Genomic DNA, 19,754 nt, shown 5'->3' with positions numbered 1-19,754 from the left:
AAATCAAAATACTAAAGAAAAAGCCCATAAATTTACTCTTATTACTCCCGGTAAAAACGGTCTTAATGGAAACTTTTTCAGTCACATGTTCCTCTTTTTCACGTTCAGCCCAACGTTTTTCGCCGTCCTGATGAAATGTTCTAAATTTAGCTGATAGTGAACGCCATAGCCAAGTAATTAAAGCAAAAATAGCGAGAATTGTGAAAACAACACGGGCACCAGATGCACCAGACATTTTAGAAACGATGAACGCGCAAACATACGACATGAAAACACCTATTTGCCAAAAAATCTGCGTTGATGAAACTAAGCTTGCAGAAGTGGTTTCATCTGGAGAATCATGCGAAACCACTGTAAGACTAATTGGTAAGTCTGCACCTGATGCGAGACCAGTTACAATCACGCCAATCAGCAACATCCAGTAACTATTAGAAAACACACAAATTAATGCCCCAATAGCATAAATTAAATTTAACCAGTTGAATGAATGAACCAAACCAAACGTATGTGTAATTTGCCCTGCAAGTAATGCTCCAATTGCAATTGCAAAGGTTAACGCACTTGAAATAATTCCAACTTGGCCATTTGTAAGTCCCAACCCTGATTGCCAAACCGTAATGGTAGCAGAAAGTCCAACAATAATACCTGATCCTAAAATCGATCCTATTCCGGCTGCAACCGCTAGTGGACGATATTTTTTCACTAGCGATTGTCCTGAATCATTGTTATTCATATCAGTAACCTCCCTTAGTTTTCACAAGTTAGTGTAAGCGATTTCAAGGACTAACTCCATATCTGAACTACATGATTTACCTTGCAAAATCACAGGTGACTGCTAAACTAATCAAGGAACTCAATTCAAGGAAGTGACAAAATGACCTCCGCGTGGTTAAGAAAGACATTATTTAAATTAACTAATGTTGAAAAAATACAGCGAGATATTAACCGTAATCTTAATTATATGGACTTAGATTATATTAATAATCCTATACCTCAAATGCCACAATCAGACTTTTTTAAAGATGGCGACATTGCCGTGACTAAGAATAATCGATTTTCTTATGTACCTGCTCATACCCATAACTTCGTTGAGCTTAATTATATGTATTCTGGAGAATGTACACAGTATATCAATGGTGAAAAAGTAACCTTAACACAAAATAATCTCATTATGATGGATCGTGATATTGTTCAACAAATCGAATATACTGACGTAGATGACATACTAGTCAATATTTTAATTAAGGATGATTCCATAATTAATCAGTTATTTGATTATATTCCGGTTTCATCAAATGACATTACTCAATTTTTATATAATGCTGCTAAGATCAATACTCTACACAACAATTTCATACTCTTTGATTTAAATAACCATGATATTGCTCTTAATATAATTGAAAACTTGATTATTAAGGGTTTAATTCAATCAAGTCAGCGAAATACATCAATGAAATTATTTTTATCTAGTTTAATTATTGAACTCTCTCAGTCTATTGAGCAGGAATATATCAATTTTGCAGATACCTCTGATGATCGTCTTTTACCAATACTTCAGTATATAGATAAAAATTTTAGTAAAATATCTTTAAAAGATGTCAGTGCTAAGTTTGGCTATAACACGAACTATCTGGGAAATAAAATTAAACAAACCACCGGTCATACTTTTAAAGAGCTAGTTGATCAGCGACGAATCTCTGCTGCCCAAAATCTGATGATCAAAACAAACTGTACTCTATTTGATATTTGTGATGTGGTCGGATACCAAAATACTTCATCACTTTTCAGGTTATTTGAAAAATACTTGCACACCACTCCCTCAGCATATAAAAAGAAGGTTAGTGCTCGACCAAATAAACAAAGAAAGTAGATACAAAAAATGAGCAGTACCACCGTTAAATGCAGTGGTACTGCTCCTTTTGATTGCAGTTAACACCCTAACTAAGCGTTAACTGGTGTTTTCTCGCTAATTTTGATGCTGCCATCTACCAGATCAGCTGAAAGCTGCTTAGCATCCAAATGATCCAGGTAGAAGTCCGTTACTTTGTCACGAATCTGCTGTTCAATCACCCGACGAAGTGGCCGAGCGCCCATCGCTTCATCGTAACCTTCTTCCATCAACCAGTCTTTCGCATCACTGGAAACCGTTAAGGTGATTCCCTTCTTAGCCAAAGTCTTGTTGACATCGTCTAACAGCAAGTCAACGATTTGACTTAAATCGTCCTTGGTCAAGTGACTGAATTGGACAATACCGTTGAAACGGTTCAAGAACTCTGGACGGAAGTAGGGAGCCAAACGATCTGACAGGCTTTGATCCTTATCCTTGTCACCAGTTAAGGCTTCATCACCGAAGCCAGCATTAGATGTGGCAATAATAATCGTGTTCTTGAAGTTGACCACGTTTCCTTGCCCATCCGTCAAGCGGCCATCATCCATCACCTGCAGTAACAGGGTCAAAACCTGTGGATTAGCCTTTTCAATTTCGTCTAGCAACACGATGGAGTATGGATTACGACGGACCTGTTCAGTCAACGTATTTCCGTTATCTTCGTAACCCACGTAACCAGCACTGGTACCAATCAGCTTAGAAACCGCTGTCCGATCACTATACTCACTCATATCTAACCGGATAATGGCATCCTTGTTGCCAAACATGTCCAACGCTAATTGCTTAGCCAGTTCGGTCTTACCAACACCGGTCGGGCCAACAAAGAGGAAACTGCCAATTGGCCGGTTACCTTCGTCAAATCCTGCTCGGCTACGACGAATCGCCCGTGCAACCATGTCCACGGCTTCATCCTGGCCAATAACTTTGGATTTCAACCGGTCAGCAATGCCTTTTAGACGTTCGATATCGTTTGAACCGAGCTTGGCAACCGGAATTCCAGTTAGGCGCTGAACGGATTCCGCCACGTCATTTGGCGTCGCAACAACTTTAGACTCAGTGTCATCATTAGCATTTTTAATCTTGTCTTCAAGCGCGTCGACCTGCTTTTTGGCCTGGGCTGCCTGCTCGTAATTCTCGGCTTTAGCAGCTTCGTCCTTAGTCTTTTGAGCAGCCTTCAGCTGTTCTTTTAGGCTGGCCTCATCAGTACCGGCATTCCCAGCGGCCAAGTGAGCCGCAGTCATGTCGATTAGATCAATTGCCTTATCAGGTAAAGTTCGTTGTGGCATGTACTGAACGGAGTAGTCAACAGCGGCCTTCAAAACATCATCCGGCAACGTCACGTGATGGTGTTTCTCATAAAGACCCTTAATACCCTTCAAAATTTGCAGCGTTGTTTCTGGCGTCGGTTCGTTGATCACAACATCGTTGAAACGACGTGCCAGCGCAGTATCCTTTAAAATCGTGTTGCGATATTCATCCTGGGTCGTTGCCCCGATGACGGTAATATCACCACGAGAAAGTGCTGGCTTAATAATATCAGCTAAGCCCTTTCCGCCATCTTCACCACCGGTAGAGCCGATCCCCAGAATCTGGTGGATCTCATCGAAGAACAAGATGACGTTGCCAGCTGCTTTAACTTCTTTAACCAGGTTCTTGATATTATCTTCAAAGGAACCACGCAGCTGCGTCCCAGCTTCCAAATTAGATAGGTCAATCGAATAAATTTCCTTACCTTGAACGGCTTCTGGCACTTTACCAGCCGCAATAGCTTGAGCTAAGCCTTCCACAACGGCCGTTTTACCGACACCGGCATCACCGACAAGAATTGGGTTGTTCTTGATCCGCCGACTTAGGATTTCGGCGGTTTCTTGAATCTCCTTATCACGTCCGATAACTGGGTCAAGCAATCCGTCGCGTGCTTCCTGCGTCAAATTACGACCAAGTTTCTCAAGAATGCCGCCCTTCTTAACGGCGTGATCACCAGTGTCATTAACTTCAATTTCGTGTTCGCGGTCTGGTAATTTACCGGTGGCACGGTACTGTGCGAATTCATCGGGTGTTAACTCATGCCCATTGACCTCGTAGCGAGCCGTTTCGCCGTTCCCCATTTGTCTAAATACATTGTTGAAAAGATCATCCATATTGTTGTTAAAAAATGGATCGTTAAAATAGTTTGCCATCTTCATGCACCCCCATGTGATTTGACGTCCCTGCTGCAAAGCAAAGGCACCGTTAGTTGGCGGTGTCTCGCTGATTGCTATTGAGTTGGTTAGTCTAGTCAGTCGAGGTGGATATCATCGTTATGTCAAACACTTGTCTGATATAATTACCATATCCCCGTCAACAATTATATAATAGCACCTTTTTAGCACTCTTACAAGTAGAGTGCTAATTTTATTTTTATTTATTTTTAAAGCTCAAACTGGGTATAATGGAATTGTCTAATTAAACGCTTACAAGGAGGTTTCTCTCATGTCGAAAACGGTTAAAATTGGTAAATCAGAGGTTACGACCTCACCGCTAGGACTTGGAACTAATGCGGTTGGTGGCTATAATCTGTTTCCAAATTTAAATGATGACGACGGCTTAAACCTCGTCAAAACTGGTATTGAAAATGGCATTACACTCTTAGATACGGCCTACGTTTACGGGTTGGGTCATTCCGAAGAACTGGTTGGACAGGCCATCAAGGACTTTGACCGGGATAAATTGGTAATTGCAACTAAGGGCGCCCACGATTTTTCGACTGGCGAACAGGTCATCCGTAACGATCCAAAGTTCATCACAGAACAGGTCGAAAACAGTCTGAAACGCTTGGGTACAGATTACATCGATATTTACTACCTGCACTTTCCAGACCACGACACACCGAAGGCCGAAGCAGTTGGTACGTTGCAAAAGCTTCGTGAACAGGGCAAAATTCGGGCAATCGGCGTTTCTAACTTCAGTTTGGATCAAATTAAAGAAGCCAATGCTGATGGTTTCGTTGACGTTGTTGAAGACGAATTCAGCCTGCTGCACCAAGACCACGGTGCTGACATGATGCCGTACCTAAAGGCACATAATATCAGCTTCGTGCCGTACTTCCCATTAGCCAGTGGTCTTTTGACTGGCAAATACAAGCGGGATACGACTTTTCCTGATGATGACATTCGCAGCCAAATTGCTGATTTCAAAGAACCCCGCTATGGTAAGATCCTCACGGCAGTTGATGCCATCCGGCCAATCGCGAACGCCCATCATGCCACTGTGGCACAAACAGTCCTGGCTTGGTACATCAAGAATCCGCTGATCAGTGTTGTTATTCCGGGCGCTAAGAAACCAGAACAGGTTGCTGCTAACGCTAAGGCACTAGATATCGCGTTAAGTGATGCTGAGTATCAAACTATCGATGCGGCATTTGACGACTTCAAGCACATCACTAGCGGTAAATCATTGGCTGATCCTGAATAAATGAATGAAAGAGCGGGTGCTAAAATTTAGATCTAAGTCGTTATACGCGGGGATCTAAACGAGTTTTAGCACACGCCCTTTTTTTTAATTTAATTTTTCAATATGCCTCATATCCGTTAATGATATGGGGTCTTGACCCGCTAAATAAACGGCGTCATCCTCATAGCCGATGACTTTCCCGACGATATCGGCTGAAAATTCTCCGTTTGCATTTCGATTATTCAGTTGAATGCTAACGGTTTTACCATTACCAAAAGCCTCACTAAGAATCTCAGACATGTCTTCTAAGGACTGTTGCACTTTAGCGGGGTATTTGATGGCCTCTTGCTTAGCCTGCTTTTTTAGTGCTGCCGTGTGGTCTGACAGGTAGTAACCCTGCCATTTGATCACGCCACGGTCACGATAATCATGATCAAAAAAGCGTTGCACCAGTGCATCATCGTCAATCTGATGGAGTCTACTCATCGTTTAATCGCCTGCTTTGAATCAATCGTTGGTTAGACGGCCAGCGTTCGCCTGTGAATCCCACGAATTCAAAGGTGAGCTTGGTGTGATCTCTTAAACCTTTGATCAACTGTTCAAGATATTCCAGTCGGTAATCGTGAACGCTATGTAACGGTTTCGACCGTAGTCGGCGGTCACGATGCTGATAGTTTAAAAAGAAATTATAGGTCTTATCGTACGGATCGTTAGTGATCATGACTTGATAACGAACTTGGGGTCTACGTTGAAAGCCTGCATCCAAGCGTTCCGTAATGACCTTCAAGTCCCTATTCATAGGCATTACCACCGTTATGACCACCGACGAGGGATGCTCGTTCAATTGCTGTCCCACCTTTCAAAAGACTGCTGGCATAGACTAACTTGGTGAAACCAAACCGGTCACGGATCTCATCCACCACGTGATCGGTCTTAGCACGCTTGATCTGGGCGGCCGCTGGTTCAAAGAAGTTCAGCTGCAACCCGGTAGCCGGACTAAGCCGGGTGGTATACACTGCTACGTTGCGCACGATTTGGCCTTCCCAGTTACGTCGAAATAGCCGTAACAAGTCCGCTACGATCACGGCATTCTGATCAGTGGGTGCGATCCGCATCTCCTGGTGAAAGCCACCGCGTCCGTCCGCTTCACTGGCTGCGTAAGAAAAACCAATTCCGAGTGAAATACAGCCGGCCTGCTTATGATGGTGCCGTAACCGGGCAGCAACTTGCTCACCCACTTCTTTGATCACCGTTTCGATATCCTGCTGGGTGACATAGTCTCGTGGTAGGACTTGTGAATTACCTAGACTGGCATTCTTCGGTCCGCGCCGATTATGCAACTTGGAGCGGTCGATTCCCCAGGCCAAAGCAAATAACTGTTGGCCAATCAGCCCCATTTCAGCACTTAATTCATAGGGATTCACATGAGCTAATTCATACATGTTATGGATCCCAAGCCGATTCAAATGAGCGGCAGTCCGGTCAGCAATTCCCCAGATATCGGTTAACTTCTCAACCGTCCAGATCGTATCAGGAACGGTTTCGTAGTGAATCTCACCAATCAAGTCGGGATTATGCTTCGCATACAGATCCAGTGCCAGCTTAGCTTGAACCGGATTATCACCAATGCCCACCGTGGTATAGAGTCCTAATTCACGGCGCACAGTCTTTTGAATCCTAACCGCAACTTCTCGCGGTGTCTTGCCAAATAGTTTCCATGAATGGGTTAAGTTTAAGATCGATTCGTCGATGGAGTACGGCAGCAAATCCTCATTTGCCACGTACCGGCGAAAAATATCGTTGATTTGCAAATTACGTTTAATGTATAAGTTCATCCGTGGCGGCACCACCATCAACTGCGGGTCGTCAGGTACGTTACGCTGCCGAGAGACATTAGCCTGAAGGTGATAACGCTTCTTGGCTTCCGGAGAAGTAGCCAGTACTAAACCGCCGTTGGTGTTGCTGGCTTCACTCATCACAACTAAGGTCACCTTCAGCGGGTTCAAACCGCGCGCAACGGCCTCAACACTAGCGTAGAAGGACTTATTATCGATTAGAAAATACACCCCATGGGGTTCTTTTGAATAATCCATTGCTCTCACCTCGAACATTTGTTTGATTACATTATACAAACGTATGTTCGTATTTGGCAAGCGTTTATTTAAATTTTTATCGACCTTCTAGCTTCATGCACGTCGTAAGAGGAATCGGACTATAATGGGTATATTCAAGAAATTTGGGAGGAATTACACATGTCAGATAACGAATCAAAAGCAGCCGATGCACAAATTAAATTTGAAAGTGGCACCTTATCTTTAACCGAACTCCAGCAAATTTTCAAAACCATTCCGTTTGAACTGGATCTGGTCGACGCAGATGATCACTTTAAATGGTTTTCAAATCAAGAGCAACGGACTCACAAACGCACCTCAGACCAAATTGGTAAGACGCTAGAAGAGATTCACCCAGCAAAGATCTTGCCAGCTATTAAATCGGTAATTAGCGCGTTCAAAGCAGGAACTAAAGAATCCGTCACGATTCCAAGTACCCAAAATGGGCATCGAATCATGACCACCTACTATGCGCTGCGAGATTCTGAAGGCGCTTACCTGGGAACGTTAGAGTGTACTGCAAATGTGGACAAAATTATCGCCATGTCTGAAAACGGTGCGTTTGATGCCATTACCAGTGCGTCTAAGGCACCGCAAAATGGCAGCAAGCCAGACGCAACAACCGGCGCATCAGCAAGTGAAAAGATGCCTGATTTATCGAAAATGACTGGTGGGCAGGCACCTAAGGGGATGGATGCGACTACTGGAGCTTCCAAGCAGTAAACTGATCATTTAAAAATGGCTTGACGTCTTTACTAGTTAAAAGTGACGAGGTATCCATCACGAATGAGGCTAAAGCAGTGAAATAATCAATTCGAATGGCTTAACAAGGGTATAAAATCTTGAGATATCAAATCAACTTTCGCCTCAAATTATCACCGATGTGTCTGTTTAGTACTTTATAAAATAAAATATAAACTATGCTAATTTCAAGCATCGTTTTAATTAACTGAAAATTTACTGAAAATTCGTCTGATGTGTGCTACAACTGCATTTTACACCCCCTACGGAGACCCTCATTTAGCGCCTTCACAGGACAAATACACTGAAAACGTCTATAATAAGGTATAAGTCTGAAAAATGAAAGCGGAGGTCACCATGGATAAACAAACTAAAATTGACATCCTTACGCACTTGGTGCAGATCGATTCGGCAAACGATCATGAGCAGGCAGTCGCAGATTACCTGCAGAAATTGCTGGCGGATCACGGCATCACAGCGAAGCAGGTCGAAACGGCGCCCGGCCGAACCAACCTAATTGCTGAACTGGGCAAACCCGACGCCAAACCCGTCTTCGTCCTTGCCGGCCACATGGATACCGTCAGTTTCGGTAATCTGGACGATTGGGCACACGATCCGTTGTCCGCAGAAGTCCACGGTGACCGTCTATACGGCCGCGGCAGTGCGGATATGAAGGGCAGCTTAGCAGCGATGGTCATCGCAATGATCGAACTGGCTGATAGCAAAGCTGACTTTCCCGGCCGCATCCGTTTGCTGGCAACCGTTGGTGAAGAATACGGTGCCATGGGCTCTAAACAACTAACTGAAGCAGGTTACGTTGATGATGTTGAAGGGATGATCATTGGTGAACCAACTAGCGGTGATGTGGTGTACGCACACAATGGTTCTTTGAACTATACCGTCACTTCTGAGGGCAAGCCGGTCCACAGTTCAATGCCTGACCAAGGTGTTAACGCACTAACTAACCTAGTTAAATTCATAAATGCGGAAGCTGACCTCTTTGCAGACGTCAAGCCCAGCAAAGAAGTTGGCCCACTGGTGCACAGTGTGACGGTCTTCAAGAGTGGAGACCAGGTCAATACGATTCCTGGCCACGCGGAATTGCAGGGTAACATTCGCGCCACACCAGAATTTGGTAACGGGGCTGTGATCAAGCGGTTGAACATGATTGTTCGGGGTCTAAGTTCAGCTCCCGGCGCTGACCTATCATTCAACGTTGATATGTCCTTTGACCCGGTTTTGACCGCCAAAGATGATCCGTTAGTCACTTTGGCACAGTCAGAATCGAGTGAGGCGTTGAAGCATGACGTTGCTTTGAAAGTCATCCATGGTGCAACCGATGCTTCAGAGTATCGAAAAGCTGACAACCAGTTCCCAATCGTGGTTCTTGGTGCCGGTGACTGGGAAAATGCCCATAAAATGAACGAATACGTTGAGCTCAGCCAGTTTTTGGTTATGAGCGACGTTTACGAGCAAATTGCACAGAAGTTTCTGGGGCAACATGCGAAGTAAAATTAAATGAAGATACACTAAAAAGTTCTCCTCGTTGATAGAGGGGAACTTTTTTGATGTATTTTCAAGCAGTTGCACCGGCCGAATTCAAGCCAACCGCTGAGCGAAGCGCATAGATATTAGCCTCTGGAATCTTTTGTCCAGCAACACAACCAGGACCAATAATTAAACCAGTCCCATTAACTTCATCGATTGCTTCTCGTACATGGTTTTCAACGTCATTAACATTACCTGTAATTAACAAACTTGGTTTTCCATCAGGGTACGGTAGTTCATGCAAACCACCAATTAACGCCTTATTCGTTAACTGTCTGGCTTCACTTAAAGATGGACTTACAGAACGGTCATGCCAGTTAAGGGCTTGTACTGGATAATCAGCAATAATATCAAAATAGGTATTATTGCCATGAATATGAGCGATATTGAACCACGTCTTATCTTTGAATGCATCAAGCACTTTTAAATCATACGGCCGACCGAATTCTAAATATTCTTCTCGAGTAAATAAGTTCGAAGTAGCAGTTTGAGTTGCATAGAAGAAACCATCAACACCAGCATTAATATTTTCGTTCACAAAATTAATTGTTGTCTGCACCAGCGCTTCAAGGGCTTGTTTAACAGCATCGGGGTGCTCTTTAATATCTAACACTAGTCGATTACCAGCTAATTTTAAGGCTGTGGTTAATGGATTAAAAATGGTTTGAACGATTGGAAATTCATTTTTCGCAAACTCCCTCGCATACTTAGCTAATTCTACTTGTTTGCCATAAGTACCATACGTTCCGGCAAGTGGTTCAACCTGATTCCAATCACTGTAAGTCTGAATACCAGGCCTTGCTAAAACCGCGGGGTGATCGCGACGCGTAAAATAAGTAATTTCTGCACCATAGTCTTCAACACCATAGAGTCCAAATGGCATCAATTTAATAAAGTCGAAATCAAACTGTTTTGCGTACTCTACCTGTTTGCGTGCTAATAACTTAGGATTCTGATCATATTGTGGCAGGTGTGCCCACAAATTAACAGGAATTCTATCAACCGGTTTAAATCCTAAAGCCGCTTTAATTCGTTCAAAATGATTCATGCTAATACCCTCCTATCAGACCGTCTGAGATAATCTTCAACTCTTGAAAAGATTAGAGTTAAAACAATACATACTATCCAGTAAACAATTGCTGCAGCTGTAAAAGCTTCGACGTACCCATCATTAGTCGCAGACTGGATTTTAGCTTTAGCAAAAATATCAACAACGGAAACTAAGAACGCCAGTGAAAGCTGACGAATCAGCAGTGTGTAATAATTTAAAATTTTAGGAATCGCGTCACTTAACGCCTGTGGTAGTTTTACAGCCCAAAAGCTCTGTCCAGATGTATAACCAAGAGCAGCAGCAGCTTCCAACTGATCCTCTCCTACCGACTTAAAAGAGCCACGAATGATCTCCTCAAGAAACGTTGCGGAGTACAGTGTGTAACTAATAACAACAGCGTACATTGAACTAATTTGATTGATATTAATACCCAAATTAAATCTACTGGAGACTACTTTCACTACAATTGGAATACCGTAGTAGAAAATTAAGAGATGTATCAGTAATGGGATACCACGAAAATAAGAGTTTAGTATTTGATAGATCAATCGTGGAATACGGAAACGTGAACCCTGCATTTTCCAGTACAACGTTCCTAAAATTACGCTTAACAATAATATTACTAATGATAATCCAAGAGTCTGAGGAACCACTTGCCAAATTCCCCAAAAATCATGAGTAAAAAGATGTGAGTTCAAATTGTTCGTCCCCCTTTAACATCATCGACTTGGTAACGATCAATTCGAAATTCAAGTAGGCGAATAATTATTGAAACAATAATCGTAATCACCCAGTAAATCATTCCAGCGCAAAAGTAAGTTAGTAAGGGCGATGCAGTGTAATCAGTTGTTATGATCATATCTGCCTGTCCCATTAAATCGACTGTCCCTAAAACGAACAAAATTGAGGACTGATGAATTAAATTGATAACTTCGTTGCCAAGAGAAGGAATTGCTACTGAAAACATCTGTGGGATGATAACGTGGATGTTTGCCTGACTTTTTGTATAACCAAGTCCAAACGCTGCATCTCGCTGCTCTTGCTTAACTGACAGATAGGCCGGGCGAAGAATCTCTGATAGATAAAAGCCATAATATATTGAAAAAGTAATCACACAAAATACCATTTTATTAATATTATTGATATTTACCCCAATAAATTTCTCCACCAATACTGGAAAACCGTAGTAAACCAAGAATAATTGAAGCACTATTGGAACGCTTCGAACAAATGAAACTAGGGTATTTAAAGGAAATGAAAAATACTTTTTCGGGCTTAATCTTCCCAATGTGATTATCCCCGATAAAGCAAAACCAATAATCCAGGAGATGAGGATAAACATTAACGTGATTGGTACTCCTGTCAATAACTGACGAAAAAGACCAATAATATAAGCAAAATTATGAATAACACTTACCCACTTTCTTAAAATTAAAAATTTATTTTTCCTTAACCGTGTAGTTAAATACATTTTCACCGAAATATTTTTTAGATAACTTTGCCAAAGTACCATCCTTCTTTAATTCTTTGAGGGCTTTATCCACACGTTTAGATAATGCCTTGTTGCTCTTAGTGAATAAGAGATACGTTGGGAATGCTCTTACTGGTTTTGAAGTTCCAACATTTGATAATTTCAGTCCTGAAATAATACTTTGCTCACCCAAGTTGGATGGATCAATCAACGCATCGTATTTACCTGAATCGACGCCCTTCAAGAGCTGCTGCATCGGAACCTGATCACTTGTGACTACGTTAATTTTTTTATTACTGGTCTTGTTCCAAGTTGTTAATAGATTATACATACCCCCACCAGGATTGACTGGCGCAACTTTTAACCCTGAAAGATCATTCAGATTAGAGATGTTCTTCTTTACGTTCTTCTTATTGTAGTAGACCCTTACTAAACTTAATGCATCGTTTTGTTTTGGGATTAAGTACTTCTTTTCTCTTTCAGGATTACTATAAAAGCCATTAGCTGCAAAATCGTACTTTTTAGAATTTAAACCAAGTAATTCGGCTGTTTGTGATACTGGGGTAATGTTAAACTTTACGTTACCTAATTTCTTTTCAACTTGCTTAATGACCTCGACTTCATACCCTTTAAGCTTGCCGCCTTGTGTATAACTTAATGGCTTACTAGAAGCGGAAACTGCAACGTTATAAGTTTTTTTACTTTGACCTGACGAATTGCCACAAGCCGTTAAAAAGATAGCTAATAGACAAACTGGAATAATGAATAAAATACGCTTAATAAATTTCATGTCTTAGACCACCCTAAATTGTTTTTTGTTTTCTGTTGGTAACGTTGATAATCTTGGTGCTCGAACAACATAGTTCTTTAAAAACTCCCGAGTGCGATCATTTTGGGGATTATAAAAGATTTGCTTCGGACTGCCACTCTCAACAATTTGTCCTTTCTCCATAAAAATTACCTGATCTGATATCTCTTCCGCAAACTGCATCTCATGTGTAGCAAGAATAATCGTAATCCCAAGATCTGCAACCTTACGAATTGCTTCCAGTACATCCTTTGATAGCTCTGGATCGAGTGCACTAGTTGGCTCGTCAAACAAAATCACCTTTGGATCTAATGCTAATGCTCTAGCAATACTAACTCGCTGTTGCTGGCCACCTGAGAGTTGAGCCGGATAGTATCGGTAATAGTCTTGCATGCCAACTTCTTTTAAAAATTTTTCCGCTCTGTCTCTTGCAGTATGCTTATCTGTTTTCTTAACTAATACCTGTGGCTGAACAATATTTTGAATCACAGTTTGATTACGGAATAAATTATATTGTTGAAAAACCATCGCTGTTTTTCGCCTTAGAGTCAGAATTTCGTTGGTATTCGTGATGGGAATTTTAATTTTGACATGATCAATCTCTATCTCACCTTGATCTGGTGTTTCAAGCAAGTTAATGCACTTTAAAAGCGTTGTTTTACCCGTTCCACTAGGCCCAATCAACGTAACCACATCACCCGTTCGCGCATGTAGATCAATTCCGCTCAAAACCGTTTGATTGCCAAAGCTCTTATGAATATTACTAATATTGATCATCCAAAAACCTCCCCAAAAGATAGTGACAAAAAAATCCCTTACCTACAGAAATTGTAGATAAGGGACGCATTCAACGTGGTACCACCCTATTTTACCCAACGGAAATTTTTCGACACTTTCCATTAGACCTCAACAGCTCGTGTTCAAGCTGGGGACGATAACGCATCCTTGCGAAGTAACAGCCAAAATGACCGTCACCCTTACTCTGGGTTCATCTTCATCTTGCGTTCAAATGCCTTATCTCAGCAATTAAAGGCTTTCTGTACGAATACTAACAAGATTACTCTTCCCATCATTGTCATTATATTTAAATTAATATTTAATGAGCTAAAGATTAAAATTATATTAAAACAGATACTCGACGTTGTCAATATATTTTCAAATAAATTTTGAACAATGTCTCAAAAAACATTCTAATGTTTGTAATTCTGCCCTTAAAAACGACATATTACCCTATTGTATCTCATGTGGACTAACCCCACCCTGAATGATCGTCAGCGTATCATCCAACGCCTGCATAACCATATTCTTGACAGCGTGATCGGTAAAGAATGCTGAGTGTGGCGTTAACAGAACGTTCGGCATCTTCTTAAGCTCGTTGTAGGCGGGTACAGGCGTCTCATCACCATCAAAACTATGGTTGAAAATTGAAGTTTCCTTTTCGACAACGTCAATGGCGGCTGCTGCCAGTTGTTTCTCTTTTAGCGCTGTCACCAGTGCATCCGTATCGACAACGAAGCCCCGGGAATCATTGATGAAGAACGCGGACGGCTTAAATTGGGCAAACTGATCTTTGCCAATCAGATGGGCATTGTCAGCACCGCCCCAAACGTGAATTGAAATAATGTCCGCACGTTTATACAGTTCTTCCTTGCTAACGTAGGTGAGTACACCGCGCATATCCTCGCGCGGAGGCCGAATATCGTTGCCGATAACCGTTGCTCCAAGCAAATGGAAGATCCGCGCTAACGTCCCACCAATTCGGCCGACACCAATGATACCGACCGTTAATTCGGTCAGTTCGCGTGACCGTAATCCTTCGATAAAGTAATTATTATCCCGTAAACGAGCACTTAATTGTGGAATATGACGGACCAACTGCATAGCTTGCGTCAGTGCCATTTCTGCAACGGCTTCAGGTGAATAGGACGGCACATTGGTGACCCGAATGTGGTTTTTCTTTGCAAATTCAAGATTGATGGTATCGATACCCACAGAACGGGTTGCAATTTGCTGAATACCGTACTCGTGTAACTTTTGGTAGAAGGACTCGTTATTAGATAAAACCGAGCGCTGTTTATAAATTAAACCATCATATCCCTTGACCTTTTCGATGTTATTATCATGAAGCTCAATTGGTAACGGAATACTATCCACTTGAATCTGGTGCTCTTTTGACCATTGATCAATAAATTCCTGTTCGTCATCGCGAACGTGAAACGCTAAAATTTTCGTCATGCCACCATCGACTCCTTATCTGTTTTATCATCACCACATAAAAACAAAAATCGTCCTCTATCCAAGATTTGAATAAAAGGACGATTTCACGCGGTACCACCTTTCTTCCATGGCACTGTCCAAATCACAGCTACCATGACGCTTTAGTTATAGAACTAACCTAGTCTATAACCGTACGCAATAACGGGCGTACCCGATGTCACCCAGCTCAAAAAGCCCGGTGATACGACTTTATTCTGAGTTTCTTCAGTCTCGTATTCGGTCACGTTCCACCAACCCGTGATTCTCTGTGCAAATGCAGTTAGACTTACTAATCTCACGTCTATTAATTGTATTTGGTTTTTATAATGATTAACTGTAATTATCAAGCAGCTTCAATAAGGTGTCAAGACAAAAATGAAAATTTAATTGGATTTTGATGAGTAAACGCCCATTTCAAATCCTAATCATATTCCGTTTTAGCTTTGTCAGTCTTCCGTTTCTCGCTTGTTTTTGAATTTACGCTCCTTAAATTAAGTGGCGTTACCTTCACATTTTTACGAATTAACCGGGCTGGATTACCGACAGCTGTCCAGTAGGCCGGCACATTTTGCAGCACGATTGCCCCGGCACCTATTTTGGCCCCCATACCAATCGTAATTGCACCCAACAACTGGGCGTTTGCGCCAATGAAAGCACCCTGTTCGACAACTGGGTGACGACGGCCATTTGCTTCACCACCACGAGCACCAAGTGTGACACCATGCAAAATCGTCACATCGTCGCCAACGACCGCCGTAGCGCCGATCACAACCCCTAGTCCATGATCAATGAAGACCCGTCGCCCGATTTGAGCACCTGGATCAATGGCGATACCCGTCACTTTAGTCGCATGCTGGCTCAGTATATGGGCCATCAGATAGTGGTGACGTTCCTCTAAATAGTGTGCAATACGATACCAGAATAGCGCGCGGACACCCGGATAGGTCAGGATCACTTCGAGTAGACTATGCGCAGCCGGATCACGCTTGAGGATGGCTCTGGCTGTTTCCAGCATGACTTTCGCTCCCTTGTACTGCCATGAAACCGCGGTCTAAATCGGCCAACAGGTCCTTTTCGTCTTCAATGCCAACGGATAGACGGATCAATTCGTCCTTGATACCATTTTTCAAACGAATTTCTCGTGGAATTGAGCCGTGGGTCATTAAAGCTGGAATCTCAATCAACGATTCCAAAGCGCCGAGACTCTCCGCCAGAGTGATAACCTGCAAATTTTCAACAAACTTTTTAGGATCAAGACCGGGCTGCAACTCGAAGGAGATCATTGCACCGAAACCATGGTGCATCTGCTTTTTTGCCACTTCGTAGTCGGGGTTCTCCGGGTCACCTGGATAGTAAATTTTAGCCACTGTCGGCTGGTCAGAGAGGTAATTGAAGACTGTTTGGGCGTTGTGCAGATGAGCTTCCATTCGAATGGCTAACGTCTTCATACCACGTTGTAACAGCCACGATTCCTGTGGAGCGAGGATCCCACCAATTGCATTTTGCAAATACCCAATCTTGTCTCCCAGTTCTTTGTCCTTCGTGACGACAACACCGCCAATCACATCGGAATGGCCCCCCAGGTACTTCGATGCGGAATGAAGTACGATATCAACACCCAGTTCTAGTGGCCGTTGGACATACGGCGAACTGAAAGTGTTATCAATGATACTGAGCAGGCCGTGTTCCTGAGCCACATTTGCCACCGCTTGAATATCAGTTACCCGTAATAGTGGGTTGGTCGGTGTTTCGAGATAGATGGCTTTCGTGGCAGGCGTAATGGCAGCTTCAACGGCGGCTAAGTCCCTCGTGTCGACGACTGTAAAGGTCATCCCGAAGCGTTTCAAAACGGTGTTAATCAGTCGGAAAGTCCCACCATAAACATCGTTACCAACAATAAAGTGGTCTCCCGCACTGAACATTGAGAAGACGGTATCAATGGCAGCGGAACCGGAAGCAAAAGCAAAGCCATCTGTGCCACCCTCAAGATCGGCAATCAGTGCTTCCACCGCTTCCCGGGTTGGATTGCCGGAACGGGAGTACTCGTACTTTGCTTCACCGATTTTAGTCTGGTGGAAAGTTGAAGCGTTGTAAATCGGGATCGAGGTTGCGCCCGTGTATGGATCTTCGCTAATGCCGCCGTGTAAAAGTTTAGTTTCAAATTTCATAATCATTTACCTCTTTCATTTAGTTTTCAGTTGTAGGTTCTGCATAAATATTTTCACTCATGTAACGTTCGGAACTATCTGGGAATACCGTTACGATGGTACTGTTCGCCGGAAGCTGTTCAGCGACTTTTAGGCTGGCCGCTAATGCCGCACCGGAAGAGCTGCCGATGAACAAGCCCTGTTTAGCCGCTGCTTGGCGCACGTACTTGAAAGCATCCGCATCCGAAATGGTCAGCGTCTGATCAATTTGAACGTCCTTGAAGAATGGCGGAGTGAATTCCACTCCGATACCTTCCGTTTTGTGTGGATGAGCAGGACCGCCATTTAAGATCGAGCCTTCTGGTTCAACAACGATCGCTTGAGTATGGGAATTTTGCTCCTTAAGGTACTTGGCAATGCCGGCAAAAGTACCACCGGAACCGGCTCCAGCAACAAATGCGTCGATTGGCTGATCAAGATCTTCAATCAGTTCTGGCGCTAAGGTGTGGTAATAAGTAGCGGGGTTAGCGGGGTTTTCAAACTGCATCGGCACATAGCTGTTAGGTGTCTGGTCTGCCAACTCACGAGCCTTCTTAATTGCGCCCTTGATACCATCCGCAGAAGGCGTATTGATCAGGGTTGCACCCAACGCCTTCATGAGGGTTTGTTTTTCCCGACTGAATTTCTCCGGCACCACGAGAATGGTTGGTAAATGATGTGCTTGCGTTGCCAGCGCCACACCAATGCCAGTATTACCAGCGGTTGGCTCGATGATGGTCGTGGTGGCGTTGATTTTACCCTTATCAATGCCATCTTGAATCATATACTGACCGAGGCGGTCTTTGATGCTGCCGCCGGGATTAAACATCTCCAACTTAGCGTAAATATGGGAATTGTTAGGAACTGGCATCTGCAGTTCGATCAACGGCGTGTGGCCAATAAGTTCTTGAATTGATTTGATTAACATCTTCAGTGATCCTTTCCATGAATTGTGAGGTTCTTGGTCGGGATAATTGCGATCTGCGGGGATGTGAGGTAGTGCATGCTGTTTAAAAATGCAGTTTGCTGAATGAACACGTGTTGATTCGTGTTTACATCCATGTAATTTGCCGAATTCAGTAGCTGTCACATTGTGAGAATTCTCAACATGCAGTCGCTTAGTTATTTTGCCCCATGTATTTAACAAAAAAAGGGCGCCAAATTCCTATTTCAGAATTTGCGCGCCCTTTGTCTCCGTTCCGCCTGGAACAGCGACTTTTAGGTTAAATCAACAATTACCCTTCAAAAGTCAATGTTTAACAGGCCGAACATCGTAGTGCACGCGATGTTCGACAACAAGTGTTTAACATGATCGACTTAATTGATTGGGTTGTCATTGTTGATCCTCCTTCGTTTTTTAACTTGATGCTAATATACCCGCTTTGATATGTGCTTGTCAAATCTTTTTATTAGAAAAGTGCTCTTTACTCTCATAAATAAAACGCTTACATCGGCCTATGCTCAGTGCTAAACTAAATTTAAGATGTTTTTTAAACTGTTTAATTTTTTACAAGGAGGTCGTAGTCACATGATTGATCTATCTGGAAAAGTTGCCATTGTAACTGGAGGCTCTTCGGGAATTGGCTTAGCCACTGCTCAGGGTTTTCTCAAGCGGGGGGCCACTGCAGTTTCTGCCGATTTGGATTCGCCTGACGATGGTCAAATTGAATTTGTCAAAACTGATGTTACAAATCCTGAATCATTGCAGAAACTGGTCAAAACCGTCGTTGATAAATATCACCACATTGATATTTTAGTTGCTAACGCAGGTATTGCTGAGAAAAAAGCACCCGTATCCGAATTAGACGAAGATAATTGGCAAAAAGTCATCAATATTGATTTAACTGGCGTTGTTTTAACGAATAAATACGTTGTGAAACAAATGGAAAAACAGGATAGTGGCGGCTCAGTTATTAATATGAGTTCTATTCTGGGATTAGTCGGAGGCCCAAAATCTCAGGCGTATTCGGCCGCAAAAGCTGGCGTCGCAAACTATACCAAATCACAGGCGGTCACATATGCGGCAAGGGGCATCCGCTTCAATGCTGTGGCTCCCGGTTACGTGAACACGCCACTATTAAAGACGCTGCCCAAGGAAACCACGGACGCAATGATTGGCAAAATGCCCATCGGCCGTTTAGCCGAACCGGAAGAAATCGCTAACGTGATCGCTTTTCTGGCCAGTGATGAGGCTTCGATTGTGACCGGGGCTGTTGTTAGTGCTGATGGTGGGTATACGGCGGTATGATGCGTCAATATGAA

The 19,754-nt window shown here is 43.0% G+C and carries 19 protein-coding genes and 2 other annotated features; of the genes, 5 read left to right on the top strand and 14 right to left on the bottom strand.

The genetic code is table 11. The features are described 5' to 3' along the window. Positions 1-733, bottom strand: a 733-nt coding sequence (locus GM612_RS03080) for an MFS transporter (protein ID WP_155430912.1), incomplete at its 3' end; no start/stop codon positions are given. Between the two features lie 141 nt (positions 734-874). On the opposite strand from GM612_RS03080, the gene GM612_RS03075 reads away from it, so the two are divergent. Then, positions 875-1,870 carry an AraC family transcriptional regulator gene (locus GM612_RS03075; protein ID WP_155430911.1) on the top strand — a complete coding sequence of 332 codons (996 nt, stop codon included), beginning with the start codon at positions 875-877 and terminating at the stop codon, positions 1,868-1,870. Positions 1,871-1,941: 71 nt separating this feature from the next. On the opposite strand, the gene GM612_RS03070 is transcribed toward GM612_RS03075, so the two are convergent. Beyond that, the gene (locus tag GM612_RS03070) at positions 1,942-4,068 is read right to left on the bottom strand and encodes an AAA family ATPase (RefSeq protein WP_155430910.1); all 2,127 of its coding nucleotides are present in this window, start codon (positions 4,066-4,068) and stop codon (positions 1,942-1,944) included. Positions 4,069-4,360: 292 nt separating this feature from the next. Between GM612_RS03070 and GM612_RS03065 the strand changes: the two genes are divergently transcribed. Beyond that, entirely contained in the window at positions 4,361-5,341 is a 981-nt protein-coding gene (locus tag GM612_RS03065; RefSeq protein ID WP_155430909.1) for an aldo/keto reductase, read from the top strand. Between the two features lie 84 nt (positions 5,342-5,425). Here the strand turns inward: GM612_RS03065 and GM612_RS03060 are convergent, their stop codons facing one another. The 3 genes from GM612_RS03060 to GM612_RS03050 are packed head-to-tail and all read right to left on the bottom strand — an operon-like array spanning position 5,426 to position 7,413. Further along, on the bottom strand, positions 5,426-5,806 hold the full coding sequence (locus tag GM612_RS03060) for a hypothetical protein (protein WP_155430908.1): 381 nt from the start codon (positions 5,804-5,806) through the stop codon (positions 5,426-5,428). Beyond that, entirely contained in the window at positions 5,799-6,119 is a 321-nt protein-coding gene (locus GM612_RS03055) for an acetyl-CoA carboxylase (protein ID WP_155430907.1), read from the bottom strand. The genes GM612_RS03060 and GM612_RS03055 overlap by 8 nt, the downstream gene beginning before the upstream one ends. Beyond that, positions 6,112-7,413, bottom strand: coding sequence for a Y-family DNA polymerase (locus GM612_RS03050; protein ID WP_155430906.1), 1,302 nt, complete (start codon positions 7,411-7,413; stop codon positions 6,112-6,114). The genes GM612_RS03055 and GM612_RS03050 overlap by 8 nt, the downstream gene beginning before the upstream one ends. Before the next feature lie 159 nt (positions 7,414-7,572). On the opposite strand from GM612_RS03050, the gene GM612_RS03045 reads away from it, so the two are divergent. Both GM612_RS03045 and GM612_RS03040 read left to right on the top strand, forming a co-directional pair. Continuing rightward, positions 7,573-8,154, top strand: coding sequence for a PAS domain-containing protein (locus GM612_RS03045; RefSeq protein WP_155430905.1), 582 nt, complete (start codon positions 7,573-7,575; stop codon positions 8,152-8,154). Positions 8,155-8,529: 375 nt separating this feature from the next. After that, complete coding sequence (locus tag GM612_RS03040) at positions 8,530-9,684, top strand: ArgE/DapE family deacylase (RefSeq protein ID WP_155430904.1); 1,155 nt, start codon at positions 8,530-8,532, stop codon at positions 9,682-9,684. A 64-nt stretch (positions 9,685-9,748) separates the two neighbouring features. Here the strand turns inward: GM612_RS03040 and GM612_RS03035 are convergent, their stop codons facing one another. From GM612_RS03035 to GM612_RS02995, 9 genes are all read right to left on the bottom strand, one after another. After that, entirely contained in the window at positions 9,749-10,768 is a 1,020-nt protein-coding gene (locus GM612_RS03035) for a uroporphyrinogen decarboxylase family protein (protein WP_155430903.1), read from the bottom strand. Further along, positions 10,765-11,469: an ABC transporter permease subunit gene (locus GM612_RS03030; protein WP_155430902.1), complete on the bottom strand. Its 705-nt coding sequence runs from the start codon at positions 11,467-11,469 to the stop codon at positions 10,765-10,767. Before GM612_RS03030 ends, GM612_RS03035 begins: the two co-directional genes overlap by 4 nt. After that, positions 11,466-12,242 (bottom strand): amino acid ABC transporter permease, encoded by a 777-nt coding sequence (locus tag GM612_RS03025; protein WP_246147518.1) that lies wholly within the window; start codon positions 12,240-12,242, stop codon positions 11,466-11,468. The genes GM612_RS03030 and GM612_RS03025 overlap by 4 nt, the downstream gene beginning before the upstream one ends. Then, positions 12,211-13,032 (bottom strand): transporter substrate-binding domain-containing protein, encoded by an 822-nt coding sequence (locus tag GM612_RS03020; protein WP_155430900.1) that lies wholly within the window; start codon positions 13,030-13,032, stop codon positions 12,211-12,213. The genes GM612_RS03025 and GM612_RS03020 overlap by 32 nt, the downstream gene beginning before the upstream one ends. Before the next feature lie 3 nt (positions 13,033-13,035). Further along, entirely contained in the window at positions 13,036-13,827 is a 792-nt protein-coding gene (locus GM612_RS03015) for an amino acid ABC transporter ATP-binding protein (RefSeq protein WP_155430899.1), read from the bottom strand. 57 nt (positions 13,828-13,884) lie between these two features. Further along, positions 13,885-14,132: a binding site (T-box leader), on the bottom strand. Positions 14,133-14,280: 148 nt separating this feature from the next. Then, positions 14,281-15,285 (bottom strand): D-2-hydroxyacid dehydrogenase, encoded by a 1,005-nt coding sequence (locus tag GM612_RS03010; RefSeq protein WP_155430898.1) that lies wholly within the window; start codon positions 15,283-15,285, stop codon positions 14,281-14,283. A gap of 73 nt (positions 15,286-15,358) precedes the next feature. Continuing rightward, positions 15,359-15,619, bottom strand: a binding site (T-box leader). Between the two features lie 108 nt (positions 15,620-15,727). Next, entirely contained in the window at positions 15,728-16,321 is a 594-nt protein-coding gene (gene epsC, locus GM612_RS03005) for a serine O-acetyltransferase EpsC (protein WP_155430897.1), read from the bottom strand. Next, on the bottom strand, positions 16,287-17,474 hold the full coding sequence (locus GM612_RS03000) for a trans-sulfuration enzyme family protein (RefSeq protein WP_155430896.1): 1,188 nt from the start codon (positions 17,472-17,474) through the stop codon (positions 16,287-16,289). The genes epsC and GM612_RS03000 overlap by 35 nt, the downstream gene beginning before the upstream one ends. Positions 17,475-17,493: 19 nt before the next feature. Further along, a complete protein-coding gene (locus GM612_RS02995; protein WP_155430895.1) occupies positions 17,494-18,420 on the bottom strand; it encodes a PLP-dependent cysteine synthase family protein in 927 nt (308 codons plus the stop codon). Positions 18,421-19,020: 600 nt separating this feature from the next. Between GM612_RS02995 and GM612_RS02990 the strand changes: the two genes are divergently transcribed. Continuing rightward, positions 19,021-19,740, top strand: a complete 720-nt coding sequence (locus tag GM612_RS02990) for an SDR family NAD(P)-dependent oxidoreductase (RefSeq protein ID WP_155430894.1) — start codon at positions 19,021-19,023, stop codon at positions 19,738-19,740. Positions 19,741-19,754: the final 14 nt, after the last annotated feature.

The sequence above is a fragment of the Secundilactobacillus folii genome (genome assembly GCF_009720675.1).
Lineage (GTDB): Bacteria > Bacillota > Bacilli > Lactobacillales > Lactobacillaceae > Secundilactobacillus > Secundilactobacillus folii.
This window is presented reverse-complemented; position numbering and strand designations above follow the sequence as displayed.

What these genes read in the sequence shown, in the direction of transcription:
- GM612_RS03075 (WP_155430911.1), top strand. Translation starts at nt 875, where the DNA reads ATGACCTCCGCGTGGTTAAGAAAGACATTATTTAAATTAACTAATGTT.
- GM612_RS03070 (WP_155430910.1), bottom strand. Translation starts at nt 4,068, where the DNA reads ATGGCAAACTATTTTAACGATCCATTTTTTAACAACAATATGGATGAT.
- GM612_RS03065 (WP_155430909.1), top strand. Translation starts at nt 4,361, where the DNA reads ATGTCGAAAACGGTTAAAATTGGTAAATCAGAGGTTACGACCTCACCG.
- GM612_RS03060 (WP_155430908.1), bottom strand. Translation starts at nt 5,806, where the DNA reads ATGAGTAGACTCCATCAGATTGACGATGATGCACTGGTGCAACGCTTT.
- GM612_RS03055 (WP_155430907.1), bottom strand. Translation starts at nt 6,119, where the DNA reads ATGAATAGGGACTTGAAGGTCATTACGGAACGCTTGGATGCAGGCTTT.
- GM612_RS03050 (WP_155430906.1), bottom strand. Translation starts at nt 7,413, where the DNA reads ATGGATTATTCAAAAGAACCCCATGGGGTGTATTTTCTAATCGATAAT.
- GM612_RS03045 (WP_155430905.1), top strand. Translation starts at nt 7,573, where the DNA reads ATGTCAGATAACGAATCAAAAGCAGCCGATGCACAAATTAAATTTGAA.
- GM612_RS03040 (WP_155430904.1), top strand. Translation starts at nt 8,530, where the DNA reads ATGGATAAACAAACTAAAATTGACATCCTTACGCACTTGGTGCAGATC.
- GM612_RS03035 (WP_155430903.1), bottom strand. Translation starts at nt 10,768, where the DNA reads ATGAATCATTTTGAACGAATTAAAGCGGCTTTAGGATTTAAACCGGTT.
- GM612_RS03025 (WP_246147518.1), bottom strand. Translation starts at nt 12,242, where the DNA reads ATGTATTTAACTACACGGTTAAGGAAAAATAAATTTTTAATTTTAAGA.
- GM612_RS03020 (WP_155430900.1), bottom strand. Translation starts at nt 13,032, where the DNA reads ATGAAATTTATTAAGCGTATTTTATTCATTATTCCAGTTTGTCTATTA.
- GM612_RS03015 (WP_155430899.1), bottom strand. Translation starts at nt 13,827, where the DNA reads ATGATCAATATTAGTAATATTCATAAGAGCTTTGGCAATCAAACGGTT.
- GM612_RS03010 (WP_155430898.1), bottom strand. Translation starts at nt 15,285, where the DNA reads ATGACGAAAATTTTAGCGTTTCACGTTCGCGATGACGAACAGGAATTT.
- epsC (WP_155430897.1), bottom strand. Translation starts at nt 16,321, where the DNA reads ATGCTGGAAACAGCCAGAGCCATCCTCAAGCGTGATCCGGCTGCGCAT.
- GM612_RS03000 (WP_155430896.1), bottom strand. Translation starts at nt 17,474, where the DNA reads ATGAAATTTGAAACTAAACTTTTACACGGCGGCATTAGCGAAGATCCA.
- GM612_RS02995 (WP_155430895.1), bottom strand. Translation starts at nt 18,420, where the DNA reads ATGTTAATCAAATCAATTCAAGAACTTATTGGCCACACGCCGTTGATC.
- GM612_RS02990 (WP_155430894.1), top strand. Translation starts at nt 19,021, where the DNA reads ATGATTGATCTATCTGGAAAAGTTGCCATTGTAACTGGAGGCTCTTCG.